Here is a 12,756-nt window from a genome sequence, read left to right as displayed (position 1 = left end):
ACATCTCTGAATTAGCTAAGTTTTGTCAGCTGCGCGGTGGTTATATGCCGAGCTTGTCGCGCAAGGCATACCAGCTCATCGCAAGGCCGAGTAACGGGGTGCGAAGCGCGCCTGAGCCGGGGAAGTTGGGGGTAGGAACAGCGCTCATTGTATCAAAGCCTTGCGTTTGCCCATTGATCGCATCGGCCATGAGTTTGCCCGCTTGAACGGCATTGCCAACGCCATGGCCTGAATAACCTGACGCGCTCAGAACGTTCGGCGCTACCCTCGCCACATAGGGCATTCGTTTCATCGTAATTCCCAGCGTTCCGCCCCAAGCATAGTCAAGTTTTACGTCTTTCAAATGGGGGAAAATTGCGCTCATTGGCTTGCGTACTTTGGCGCGGATGTCATCTGGAAAGCGATACCCATAGCTTTCTCCGCCGCCAAACAGCAGGCGATTGTCGTGGCTGAGCCTGAAATAATTCACGACAAATTTGGTGTCAGCCACGGCGATATCTTCACGCAATACCTGCGCGGCAGCATCGCCTAGAGGTTCGGTTGCAACGATGTAGTTGTTAATCGGCATGACCCGGGCCGAGACTTTGCGGTTCAGGTTTCCAAGATATCCGTTGGCGGCGAGGATCACATGATCCGCGAGAACACGGCCCTTGTCCGTTTGAACCACCGCTTTTGGGCCTTCGGAGATATGATGCACGTGGCTCATTTCATAGAGTTGCGCGCCTGCGTGACTTGCGGCTTTTGCCAGCCCAAAGGCAAAAGACAAAGGATGCAAATGGGCCGCGCCCCAATCCATCATTCCGCCTTTATACGCGGGGGAAGGGCACAGCGCCTGCGCGCCTTCGTGATCAAGCGCTTCGGCCTGTTCATAGCCATAATCGTCCTGCAACATATGCGCATATTCTTGCAGTTCGGCGACATCGCGGTTGCCAAACCCTAACTCGGCAACACCTGGTTTTAGGTGACAATCGATTTGATGCTTTGCGATTAGCCCTTTGACAAGAGCTTTTGCCTCCTCGGCCATGTCCCAAAGCTGATGCGCCATGTCGCGGCCAAGTAGGCTGTGCAAGCCATCTTGATCCATGCGCTGCCCTGACCCGAGCTGGCCACCGTTGCGCCCTGATGCTCCAAAGCCAACGCGATGTGCTTCGAGTAGCGCAACATCAAAACCAAGCTCAGCCAGATGCAAGGCGGCGGATAAACCAGTGTACCCGCCTCCAATGATGCACACATCAGCGTGTCTTTCGCCGCGTAGCGGAGCGAAGGGCTCTAAGGGCTTGGCCGTTGCGGCATACCAACTTGGTGGATAAACGCCGCGTTTATCGTTTGAAAACAGAAGGTTCATACGTTTAAAAGCAGATGCTCGCGCTCCCAAGGAGAGATGACCTGCAAAAATTCGTCATACTCTGCGCGTTTAACAATGGCGTAGACGCGTGCGAACTCAGGGTGAAGGATTCCATGCAGATCTGTCGCGTCTTCAAACAGGTTTAAAGCCTCGCCGAGCGTGCGCGGAATGCCTTCGTCCCCATCATAAGCGTCGCCTTTGAATTGCTTGTCGGGGCGTTCTTCTTCGATCAGCCCAAGCAATCCGCAGGCCAAAGAGGCCGCGATACCGAGATAGGGATTGCAATCCATGCCCGCGAGACGGTTCTCTACGCGCCGCGCGTTTGGATCGGAAAGCGGAATGCGGATGCCTGTTGTGCGGTTGTCACGCGCCCATTCCAGATTTATCGGCGCAGCGTGATCTTTGACGTATCGACGGTAGCTGTTCACGTATGGGGCAAGAACAGCAATCGCAGACGGCAAGTGGTTTTGCAGGCCAGCAATGTAGTGGAAAAATGCGTCTGTTTCACCGCCCTGAGGACCGGAAAAGATATTCTGGCCCGTCTCGATGTCCAAAACCGAGTGATGGATGTGCATAGCACTGCCTGGCTCATCCTCGATTGGTTTTGCCATAAAGGTCGCAAAGCAGTCATGGCGCAATGCAGCTTCACGGATCATTCTTTTGAAAAAGAACACCTCGTCAGCAAGCTTTACGGGATCACCATGTTGGAGATTGATCTCAAGTTGCCCTGCGCCGCCCTCCTGTGTGATGCCATCTATCTCAAATCCTTGCGCCTCGGCAAAATCGTAAATGTCGTCGATGACAGGGCCAAATTCATCAACTGCGGTCATAGAATAGGCCTGCCGCGCAGCTGCAGGGCGCCCCGAGCGCCCCATCATGGGCTCAATCGGTTTGGCTGGATCAATGTTGCGCGCGACGAGAAAGAACTCCATTTCCGGAGCAACGACAGGTTCGAGTCCGCGATCGCGATATTGTTGCACCACGTGTTTTAACACGTTGCGCGGGCTGAACATCACCGGCTCATCTTTGCGATCATATGCGTCGTGGATGATCTGGAGCGTCCAGTCGGCGGTCCAAGGCGCTGCGGTTGCCGTGCTCATATCAGGTCTTAGGATCATGTCCTTTTCAATAAAACCTTCATCACCGGCAGCCTCGCCCCAATCGCCCGTTATCGTTTGATAAAAGATTGAATCAGGGAGAAAAAATTGAGTTTGCTTGGCGAACTTGGTGGCAGGGACCGCTTTACCGCGCGCGATGCCTGGCAAGTCAGAGATTATGCACTCGACCTCATCGAGTTTGCGCCCGTCGATATAGGCGTTGGCCGTTTCAGGTAGGGCGCTCTTCCAATCACTCATGACAAACTCTTTGTTTTCAGGAAATGCGCGAGCTGCGTGCCCATCGCGTTGTTATCATCTGGTAGCGACAGACGCGCGCGCGCGGCCTCTTGCAAATCATCTGGCACGACGCCTTTGGCCCGTGTGTCCAGAAGTATGTCCACTGCACGGGGCCCAAATTCGGGATGCGGCTGGATCGTCAGCGCCTTGCCCTCATAGTAAAGCATCGCATTTTCGCAAAACGGGCTAGAGCCGATATTCTGGGCACCATCTGGCAGCTGTGTGACCTGATCTTGGTGCCACGCATTCAAGTGATAGTTTTTGCCCTGCAATGTGTATTCATGATGTCCAACAGCCCAGCCGCCGTCAAATTTTTCAACCGTTCCGCCGAGAGCTTGGGCAATGATTTGATGGCCAAAACAAACACCAACCAATGGCTTGCCCGAAGCGGTTATGTCGCGAACAAGAGCTTCCAGAGGGGCGATAAATGGCAGATCTTCGTAGGCTCCGTGTTTAGAGCCTGAAATGAGCCAGCCATCAGCATCATCAGGGTCGCTCGGAAATTCCATGTCTACAACGTTCCACGTCTGAAACGTAAATTCATTGCCCGCGAGCATTTCCGCATACATCGCTGGATAGTCGCCCACTGCGTCCTTTACGGCTGGGGCGATGTGGCCAGCTTGTAGAATACCGATCTTCATGTCTCACCTTTGGGTTTCGAGAAACGCTAGAGGAACTCCAAATAGAGCGCAATCCGCTCTTCTTCGGAGAGGGTTGCTACCTCGCCAATTTCTTGTCGTTTTGTCAGAGCGAAATTCTGGATCAGCGCTTTGGGAAAAATGCGCGCAATGGAGTCATCTGTTTCAAAACGCTCAAGCGCGTCTTGCCATGTCGCAGGCAATTCTGGCGTATCCAGTTCATATGCATTGCCGCTCACGGGGGCGGGCGGCGTCATACCTTGCTCGATCCCATCAAGCGCAGCGCCGAGAACCGCTGTTAGCAACAGATAGGGGTTCACATCACCGCCCGCAACGCGATGCTCGATACGGCGTGCCTTGTGATTTCCACCCGGAACGCGAATGGCAACCGTGCGGTTTTCATAGCCCCAGCACAGTTTCGTTGGGGCATGCGCGCCGGGGACAAGGCGATCATAACTATTTGCGTGAGGTGCAAGTACCAGCATCGATCCAGGCATTGCGTTCAAACATCCCGCTATGGCGTTTTGTAACCGCTCCGATCCCTTCGGGCCGCCATCGTCAAAGATGTTGTTTCCATCGCGATCCAAAACAGAGAAATGCATATGCATACCATTGCCCGAATAATCGGCATAGGGTTTGGCCATAAAGCTCGCCGCAAAGCCATGTTTGCGCGCAAGGCCGCGTACCAGCAGCTTGAACAGCCACGCGTCATCCGCCGCTTTCAGCATGTCATCCACATGCATCAAGTTTATTTCAAACTGTCCAAGGCCCGCTTCAGAGATCGCAGCGTCTGCGGGAATATCCATTTCCTCGCAGGCGTCGTAGAGATCCGTGAAAAATTCATCGAACGCATCTAAGGCCCGCAGCCCCAGTGTTTCTGAGCCGGTGCGCCGTTTGCCCGTATGCGGGGAAGGAACCATCCGCGGCATACGACCACTGTCGTCAATCAGATAAAACTCCATCTCGGTCGCAACAACCGCGTTCAATCCCATCGCAGAATAACGCTCTTTCACGCGGGCAAGGGCTTGTCGTGGATCACCGTCAAAGGGGCGGCCGTCTTCATGGAACATCCATACTGGCAAAAGCGCCGTTGGCGTCCCAAGCCAAGGCATTGGCAAATACCCGCGCTCTGTGGGTAAAACAACGCCGTCCGCGTCGCCGCTGTCAAACACCAATGGGCTGTCAGCAATGTCCTCGCCCCAAATATCGAGGTTCAAAACCGAGAAAGGAAATCGTCCGCCCTCATCAGTAACTTTGCCTGCAAATCGGGTCGGGACACGCTTGCCCCGTGCTTGCCCGTTTAGGTCACAAGCTGCAACGCGGATAGAGCGCACGTCTGGGTGTTGAGAAAGCCAGTTTTCCACAAGGATATCTTCCTACCGAATAAGGTTTGGTCGAAGACGAAATTTGCGTCTTTGTTGTTGTGGAAGATGCTTGTTTAGGTGGCGATTGACCAGCCCAAAAAATCCTATGACCACCAAGGTCAAAAGGATGAAGAAGCCTGCCAGAATTGGGTAGGGAATGAACGGATTGAATGTCTTATCTGCGAAGTAGTTCGCATAATAGAGCGCATCGCCACGCTGTTGCCAGGCAGGAAACCCAGTGAAAAAGACAAGCGTCGTTGCGTGAAAAAGGAAGATCGCTTCGTTGGTGTACGCGGGCCATGCCAGGCGCAACATTGTCGGCCAAATGATGCGTTTGAAGCGCGGCCAGCCCGTTAGCCCATATGCATCTGCTGCCTCGACATCGCCTTTTGGAATAGATCGCAGCGCGCCATAGAAAATTTCTCCTGAATAGGCTGCGGTGTTGCAAAATAGAACGATAAGGGCACCAAGCCATGCTGCGGTGAAAGGGCTAAAGATCGGGCTGACGTTTTTGAGCGATAGGAACAGGAAATAAGCAAAGAAGAACTGTATGAAGAGAGGTGAGCCGCGAAAGAGGAAGATAAACCACTCCGCAGGTTTTCGGATCAGTGGATTCTTCGCGGCCTTTGAAACAGCCAGCCCAGTCGCGGCGAGAAAGCCGAAAGCGAGCGCTAAAATCCCAAAATACACGTTCCAGATCATACCCGATCCGATCAACGTGATCTGCTGGCATAGAGTGAAATCTTCTTTGGGCAAAAGGCGCTGACCAATACCGATAGAACGCAGCCCATAGTCTGCAATCGTGTCCCAACAACTCATGCCTGCTTCCTTTGTGCTTCGCCGCCAGTCGTGGCTTGGCCATAGGTGAGGCGGGACATGAGCCGCTCAAGTGCGATCTCGGAAAACTTGGTGAAGGCTAGATAAAACACCAGTAAAAACAGGAAATACCACATGCGCCAGTCGCCGTGCGGATAGTCTGTAAAACGCGGTGTTTTTGTGCCGCCAAGTTCGCGCGCCCAATAAACGATGTCCTCCACGCCAAGTAGGAACAAGAGTGGCGTCGCTTTGATCAAGACCATCCAGAGGTTGGACAGCCCGGGCAGGGCGTAGACCCACATTTGCGGCACGAGGATACGCCAAAAGCTTTGGCGGCGGGTCATGCCGTAGGCCTCAGCGGTTTCGATTTGTGCATGCGGAACGGCGCGCATCGCGCCAAAGAGCACATTGGCGGCAAATGCGCCAAACACGATCGCGAAAGTTAGTACGGCGAGGGTAAAGCCATAACTTTCATGGACCCATTGCGGCGCTGAGCCGAGGGGCATTTTGGCAGCGTCGCAGACGAGAAAGTCGTTGCCTTGCCTGATGGCTTGATCCCAATCTGGGCATTTTACCTTGTGGCGCAGATATTCGATGCCTTGATCCAAGGCGATGATAAAGAACAAAAAGAATGCGATGTCAGGGACGCCGCGAACGACCGCAATATAGCCTTTTCCGACCCAGCGCAGCGGCGCGATGTGTGAGCGCGCAGCCGAGGCTCCAAAGAAGCCGAAGGCCAGTGCCGTTGGCGCAGTAATTGCAAGCAGCAACAAAACGGTCCCAAAAGAGACATAAAACCCCATGTGCTTGCCCGTTGTCAGGTAGCATGACAGCCAGCTCAGGCCGTCTAGAGTTGAAGGGTCGGTGCAAAAACTGAACATCGGGCTTTCTTTCAGGTCTCTGAAATGTTGCAGGAATACGCGGGCGAGGCCAAGGCTGAAACGTCACTTTTTGTGGAAATTGCGCCTCGTTTCCTTGGCGGAAGCTTTGAAAGCGAGGAAGTTCATCGTTGTGATTGCGGCGTATTGGGGCAAACTGCGTGTCAGTCAAGGAACCATTGCGGGACATAAGAGCATGAGCATCGCCAAGCAAAAGATCATCGTTGTCGGCGCTGGCATCATCGGTGCTATTGCTGCGTATGAATTGCAATCAGCGGGCGCGGATGTGCTTGTTCTGGATGCTGGTCGCGCACGCGCGACGGACGCGAGTTTCGGATGGGTCAACGCTTCTTTCTTTGAAACGCAAGCGTATTTCGCGCTGCGCGTCGAGGGGATCAAGGCCTATAAACGTTTGCAGAAGCGTATTGACGTACCGATCTCGTGGAATGGCAGTTTAAGTTGGGAATTCAAAGGCGATGAGTTTGACACGTATTTCAATGGGTTGCAGGCGCAGGGCTATCCCAGCCGCATCCTGACCCGAGCCGAGATTGCAGCGCTAGAGCCTGCGCTCGGCACGCCTCCTGCACGCGCAATCCATTTCACATCTGAGGCGGCGGTAGAATCATCAGAGCTGACCGAACGTTTGCTCGGCAGAGCGCAATCGTTGGGTGCGCGAGTCGCGCAAGGGTTTCAGGTGACAAATTTCGTGCAGAGCGGCGGTGCGATCAAAGGCGTACAAACAAAGGACGGCGTCTTTCAGGCAGATCAGGTTTTACTTGCTGCTGGGACGGGAACACAGGCTTTGCTCGCGACGTTGGGCATTGCGTTACCAATGTTGCATCGCCCTGCGCTGGTGTTAAAAACACGGCCCATTCGCGCGCAGCTTTCGCATGTGTTGGCGACAGACTTTGGCGAGGTTCGCCAGTTGCCCTGCGGTGCGCTTTTGACGCCTGCTGCGATCGGTCATCAAGGCGATACCTCTGAAGATATCGGGGCTGACCCACTCGCGGCGGCGGAAACTGCAATGTCGCGATTGCGCGCGTTGTTTCCGCAATTGTCGATAGATTTGGCAAGCATGAAACTGGCCCATCGCCCTGTCCCACAGGATGGTTTCCCGGCTGTTGGGGCTGTTGCTGACGGGCTGTTCGTTGCGACGTTGCATTCAGGGATTACTTTGGCACCGCTCATTGGCGAGCTGATCGCCCAGGAAATGACAGGCGGACCTAGCGCGGCAAGCAACTGCTGGCTTTCGCCCTTTAGGCCAACTCGCTTTTCCACCTAAACGCATAGATGAAAACGGCGGCCCACATCGTAGGCCGCCGTTTCAATTTTCATTGACGAATGGCTTAGAAGCCAGCGCCGATTTCCCATTTTGCGATCAACGCGTTTAGCGAGCCATCGTCCTTCATAGACTGAATCGCTGCGTCTAGCTTTGCTTTCAACTCACCATCGCTTTCACGAAGGCCAAGACCGATGCCGCCACCAAGGAGTTCTTCCTGCTCGATCAGCATCAGGCTGTCATCTTCGTCTGCGATTGGCTTGAGATAGGTTTTATCCGCCAAAACCGCGTCCGCCTCGCCGTTGCGCACGGCTGCGACTGTTTCTTCTGGCGTTGCGAATTCTACCAATGTCGCACCAGTTGAAGCAATGTGAGACGCTTGAATGGTGCCTGTTTGTGCGGCGATCACGCCGCCTGCCAGATCCACATCGGCGCTCATCGCGATATAACCAGATGGATCAGGTTGAGTGTAGTTCTGTGTGAAATCAATGACTTCATCGCGCTCTGCTGTGATCGACATGCCCGCGATAATCACGTCATAGTTGCCAGACACGAGGTTCGGGATGATGCTGTCCCACTCGTTGGTGACCCACTCGCAGGTCAGCTCCGCGCGCTTGCAGAGTTCGTCGCCGACTTCGCGCTCAAACCCGTCAACTTCACCGTTATCATTGAGGAAGTTGTAGGGAGGGTAGGCGCCTTCGGTGCCAAGACGAACTGTGTCGGCCATTGCAAAGCCTGCTGTAAGCGCCAATGCGGAAGCTGTCAGGATTAGATTTTTCATTTTGGTATCTCCCAAGAATGGTTTTTTGGTTTTGATGTATGCCTAGGCAGTACTTGATAGGAACTGCTGTAGGCGGGTCGATTTGGGCGCGCCAAAGAGCGTCGCTGGCGCGCCTTCTTCTTCGATGAGACCTTGATGCAGGAACACAACGTGATCCGAAACATCGGCGGCCAATTTCATGTCGTGGGTGACGATAAGCATCGTGCGACCTTCGGTAGCGAGGTCTTTGATAACCTTCACGACTTCTTGCTCAAGCTCTGGATCAAGGGCAGAGGTTGGTTCATCAAACAAAAGCGCTTCGGGCTCCATGCACAGTCCCCGCGCGATCGCAGCGCGCTGCTGTTGCCCGCCTGATAGCTGGGCAGGGTAGACGTCGCACTTGTCGCCAATGCCAACTTTATCTAGATAAGCGCGCGCTGATTTTTCAACCTCCGCCTTATCGCGTCCGAGAACTGTAACGGGGGCTTCCATGACATTCTGCAAGATTGTCATATGGGACCACAGATTGAATTGCTGGAAAACCATCGACAGGTTGGTGCGAATACGGATGACTTGCGCGGCGTCGGCGGGGCGACGCCCGTGACCACTGCCAGCCCATTTCACCGGCTCGCCCTTAAACAGAACGTCGCCTTGCTGACTGTCTTCGAGCAGGTTTGCGCACCGCAGCAGCGTAGATTTTCCCGATCCTGATGAGCCAATTAGGGAAACCACATCGCCGCGCTTGGCTGAAATGGAAACGCCTTTGATAACCTCCAAATCACCATAAGCTTTGTGAAGGTTACGCAGTTCAATAACAGTATCTGTTTGATTCACGTGAGCGTCTCTAGTTTGTCCCCGCTGCCTAGTAGGGCGGAAATTCAGCGCTTTGGCAATCGCCAAAGCGGCATTCAAACGTGGTTTGCGTCATAGGTGACGGCGGGTAAGGTGATTAAAGCGCCGCTGCGACGCGCTGACGGGCCATCGCGCTGTCTTTGTCATTCACACCAAGCAGGTTCGACACCAATCGCAAAAGCGCATCTTCTTCTTGCTCTCGCACCCCGTCTGCAAGCACCACAGACCAAAGCGCTTCGATCACACTGAGCCTGTCTTCGTAAGGAACAGCGTCTTTGATTGCGCGGGTAAAGCGCACGGTGTCAGGCGCTTCGGTTTCTAAAGCCGAGGCATCTGCGATAAGCTGCGCGGCACCCTCTGCATCCAAAATATACCGCGTCGTGATGACGGCTTCGATCTGGCGACGTTCTTCAGGAGCAAACTCTCCATCCGAGCGCGCAATGCGCACAAGAAGGGCGGTCAAGGCGAGGCGGGCATCGCCATCGTCTAGCGGGTCGGGCTCGGGCTGCGTCAGCCGTTTGAGAAATTCTGCGAACATGAGACGTGATATAAGGTTCTAAACTGGGATGTTCTAGCCCTCGTAACCCTCAACGATCACCATATCACCAGTGCTGACCGCGCTACGGATGGCTTTCGCCGTTTGATAGCCATCGCTTTCATAGCAGGCAATAGCGGCTTCAAGGGTTGGAAACTCTAGAACGACCGAGCGCGGACGAGCCTCGCCCTCGCGCACAGTCTGTGCGCCACCTCTTACAAGGAATTTGGCGCCATATTCTTTAAACGGGCCAGCGTTTGCCTGCTGGTAAAGCTTGTATGTTTCCGCGTCATCAATAGTGACATGGCCAATCCAATAACCCTTGGGCATAGATTTCTCCCTTGTTTCGGTCGAAGGCTATCCCATCAAATCGAAGCTTTCAAAGCGCAAATTATCTAAAGCGACGCCCTGAGGATCGGTATTCAGTAACAAGAAACCTGCAATGTCAGGTTCCATGTCCTGGCGCATAAAACCGAAACTATCTTCAGCTAACGGGCCAAGGGTGAGCGTGTCGATCACCGTGCCGTTGCGGCGGATGAATTGAACAGAGGCATAGCCTTGCTCGCCGCCTCTGATGTCAAACGAAAGCGCGGGTTGGTCACGATCAAAGAGCACAGCAACAGAGCCTTCGCCAATTGCTTCAACGCGCGGGTACGTGCGATGGCCGTGGCCGTGGAGCACAATTGTGCCAGGCAAATGCATCGCCCCGAGCGTTTGACCCGGCCCACCATCAAGGATGGTCAGGGGGAGCAGGGGCGCGCCGCTAATGACATCATAATCACCGCTGGCCTTGCGCTGCTGCCCTGCAAATCGTTCGCCAAATACGGCACCGTCTTTTACCAGAACATCATCAATGCGGCTGCCAATTCCGATAGAAGACATCACGTCGTCAAAATCAATCAGCTTCGTGAAATTCAGGCTGTCATGGGGCACTTGGCAGATTGCTCGGCTGCAGGTTTCTTGCGCCGCGAGAGGCGATGCGAAGAATAGAACCAAAGGCCAAACAAAACGCTGCATGTCGCGTGTATAGCACGTTTTCCAATTTGCGGCAAAAACTAACGCAGATTGTGTAACGCGCGGCGATAGCGCTTAAACGAGACGAGAGTTTTCTTTCGCCGCGCGCACGAAATCTTTGAACAGTGGATGCGGATCAAATGGCTTGGATTTCAGCTCGGGATGGAACTGAACGCCGATGAACCAAGGGTGATCGGACCATTCAACAATTTCTGGCAAACGTCCATCTGGTGACATGCCAGAAAATCTCATGCCTGCGTTCTCTAGCTTGTCTTTGTAGGCGATATCTACTTCATAGCGATGGCGGTGACGTTCTTCGATTGCGTTAGAGCCGTAAATTTCCGCGACTTTTGACCCGCTTTGAAGGGCCGCGTCATAGGCACCCAGACGCATGGTTCCGCCTTTATTGTCATCCGCTGAGCGGCTGACTTTGGCATTGCCCTGCACCCATTCTTTCAGGTGATACACGACAGGCTCAAAGCGCTTTTTGCCAGATTCGTGGTCGAATTCTTCCGACCCTGCTGCCGTCACACCTGCCACGTTACGAGCCGCTTCGATCACAGCCATTTGCATGCCAAGGCAAATCCCAAAGTACGGGATTTTGTTTTCACGCGCATATTGCGCTGCGCGAATTTTGCCTTCTGTGCCACGCTCGCCAAAGCCGCCGGGAACAAGGATCGCGTGGTAGCCTTCAAGATGGGGCGCTGCGTCTTCGCTATCAAAGACTTCGGCATCGACCCAAGAGACATTCACACGCACCCGATTTGCCATGCCGCCATGTGTCAGAGCTTCCTTGAAGGATTTATACGCATCCTCAAGTTGAGTGTATTTGCCAACAATTGCGACGTTCACTTCGCCGTCGGTGTTGTGAATGCGATCGGCCACATCTTCCCAAACACGCAAATCTGGCTTTGGCGCTGGGTTGATCTCAAACGCGTCCAGAACGGCCTGATCCAAACCTTGGTTATGATAGGCGAGGGGGGCTTCATAGATGGACTGCAAATCGTAGGCCGCAACAACGCTTTCTTTGCGTACGTTACAGAAAAGTGCAATTTTCTCGCGCTCTTTTTCTGGGATCGGCTGTTCCGAGCGGCAGACCAGAATATCGGGCGCAAGGCCGATGCTCTGCATTTCTTTAACCGAGTGTTGCGTCGGTTTGGTTTTCAGCTCGCCAGATGCGGCAAGGTAGGGCAACAGCGTGAGGTGCATGTAGATGCATTGTCCGCGCGGGCGGTCATGACTGAATTGACGGATCGCTTCAAAGAAGGGCAGACCCTCGATATCGCCCACGGTACCGCCAATTTCGCATAGCATGAAATCAACTTCATCTTCGCCAATGGCGATGAAATCTTTAATTTCATTTGTCACATGCGGAATGACTTGGATGGTTTTGCCGAGGTAGTCGCCGCGACGTTCCTTTTCCAAGACGTTTGTGTAGATGCGCCCGGATGAAATGGAATCGGTCTTGCGTGCGGGCACGCCAGTGAATCGTTCATAGTGACCTAAGTCGAGATCGGTCTCTGCGCCATCGTCGGTCACAAAGACTTCGCCGTGTTCAAATGGGCTCATCGTGCCGGGATCAACATTGAGGTAGGGATCAAGCTTGCGAAGGCGAACCGAAAAACCGCGTGCTTGTAGCAACGAGCCCAATGCAGCAGATGCGAGACCTTTTCCGAGCGAAGAAACAACGCCGCCTGTAATGAAAATAAATCTGGCCATGTGGCTTGCGCCTCCCCCGTGAGGACCAATTTGCGCCGACTTTGGGCTGCTAAAGAGGTCAAATTCCAAGTGATCGTCATCGTTCAAATGCCGATACTCACGGGATTTGAGCGTTACAGGATTCGTGTGAGATTCGCAAGGCAACCGCTACATGATGTTGCG

Annotated in this window: 13 protein-coding genes; 1 reads left to right on the top strand and 12 read right to left on the bottom strand. The window is 53.9% G+C overall.

Annotation, left to right across the window (positions count from 1 at the left end):
* Positions 1-40: 40 nt before the first annotated feature.
* The 6 genes from ACRBCU_RS09700 to ACRBCU_RS09675 are packed head-to-tail and all read right to left on the bottom strand — an operon-like array spanning position 41 to position 6,438.
* Complete coding sequence (locus ACRBCU_RS09700) at positions 41-1,345, bottom strand: FAD-dependent oxidoreductase (protein WP_431365184.1); 1,305 nt, start codon at positions 1,343-1,345, stop codon at positions 41-43.
* A complete protein-coding gene (locus ACRBCU_RS09695; protein ID WP_431365183.1) occupies positions 1,342-2,700 on the bottom strand; it encodes a glutamine synthetase family protein in 1,359 nt (452 codons plus the stop codon). The genes ACRBCU_RS09700 and ACRBCU_RS09695 overlap by 4 nt, the downstream gene beginning before the upstream one ends.
* Complete coding sequence (locus tag ACRBCU_RS09690; RefSeq protein ID WP_431365182.1) at positions 2,697-3,380, bottom strand: type 1 glutamine amidotransferase; 684 nt, start codon at positions 3,378-3,380, stop codon at positions 2,697-2,699. Before ACRBCU_RS09690 ends, ACRBCU_RS09695 begins: the two co-directional genes overlap by 4 nt.
* Positions 3,381-3,406: 26 nt before the next feature.
* On the bottom strand, positions 3,407-4,741 hold the full coding sequence (locus ACRBCU_RS09685) for a glutamine synthetase family protein (protein ID WP_431365181.1): 1,335 nt from the start codon (positions 4,739-4,741) through the stop codon (positions 3,407-3,409).
* Positions 4,742-4,753: 12 nt separating this feature from the next.
* The gene (locus tag ACRBCU_RS09680; RefSeq protein ID WP_431365180.1) at positions 4,754-5,560 is read right to left on the bottom strand and encodes an ABC transporter permease; all 807 of its coding nucleotides are present in this window, start codon (positions 5,558-5,560) and stop codon (positions 4,754-4,756) included.
* Positions 5,557-6,438: an ABC transporter permease gene (locus ACRBCU_RS09675; protein WP_431365179.1), complete on the bottom strand. Its 882-nt coding sequence runs from the start codon at positions 6,436-6,438 to the stop codon at positions 5,557-5,559. Before ACRBCU_RS09675 ends, ACRBCU_RS09680 begins: the two co-directional genes overlap by 4 nt.
* Positions 6,439-6,631: 193 nt before the next feature.
* Between ACRBCU_RS09675 and ACRBCU_RS09670 the strand changes: the two genes are divergently transcribed.
* Positions 6,632-7,717: an NAD(P)/FAD-dependent oxidoreductase gene (locus tag ACRBCU_RS09670; RefSeq protein ID WP_431365178.1), complete on the top strand. Its 1,086-nt coding sequence runs from the start codon at positions 6,632-6,634 to the stop codon at positions 7,715-7,717.
* Positions 7,718-7,781: 64 nt separating this feature from the next.
* Here the strand turns inward: ACRBCU_RS09670 and ACRBCU_RS09665 are convergent, their stop codons facing one another.
* The 6 genes from ACRBCU_RS09665 to ACRBCU_RS09640 all read right to left on the bottom strand — a co-directional run bounded on the left by ACRBCU_RS09665 (position 7,782) and on the right by ACRBCU_RS09640 (position 12,594).
* On the bottom strand, positions 7,782-8,495 hold the full coding sequence (locus tag ACRBCU_RS09665; RefSeq protein WP_431365177.1) for a transporter substrate-binding domain-containing protein: 714 nt from the start codon (positions 8,493-8,495) through the stop codon (positions 7,782-7,784).
* A gap of 42 nt (positions 8,496-8,537) precedes the next feature.
* Positions 8,538-9,308: an ABC transporter ATP-binding protein gene (locus ACRBCU_RS09660; protein WP_431365176.1), complete on the bottom strand. Its 771-nt coding sequence runs from the start codon at positions 9,306-9,308 to the stop codon at positions 8,538-8,540.
* A 115-nt stretch (positions 9,309-9,423) separates the two neighbouring features.
* A complete protein-coding gene (locus ACRBCU_RS09655; protein WP_431365175.1) occupies positions 9,424-9,864 on the bottom strand; it encodes a TerB family tellurite resistance protein in 441 nt (146 codons plus the stop codon).
* A 33-nt stretch (positions 9,865-9,897) separates the two neighbouring features.
* Entirely contained in the window at positions 9,898-10,191 is a 294-nt protein-coding gene (locus ACRBCU_RS09650; protein WP_431365174.1) for a DUF1330 domain-containing protein, read from the bottom strand.
* A gap of 27 nt (positions 10,192-10,218) precedes the next feature.
* Positions 10,219-10,878 carry a hypothetical protein gene (locus ACRBCU_RS09645; RefSeq protein WP_431365173.1) on the bottom strand — a complete coding sequence of 220 codons (660 nt, stop codon included), beginning with the start codon at positions 10,876-10,878 and terminating at the stop codon, positions 10,219-10,221.
* Between the two features lie 72 nt (positions 10,879-10,950).
* Entirely contained in the window at positions 10,951-12,594 is a 1,644-nt protein-coding gene (locus ACRBCU_RS09640) for a CTP synthase (protein ID WP_431365172.1), read from the bottom strand.
* Between the last annotated feature and the right edge of the window lie 162 nt (positions 12,595-12,756).

This window comes from Planktotalea sp. (assembly GCF_050633725.1).
Lineage (GTDB): Bacteria > Pseudomonadota > Alphaproteobacteria > Rhodobacterales > Rhodobacteraceae > Planktotalea.
The sequence above is the reverse complement of the archived record's forward strand: the minus strand, read 5'-3'. Positions and strand labels throughout refer to the sequence as shown.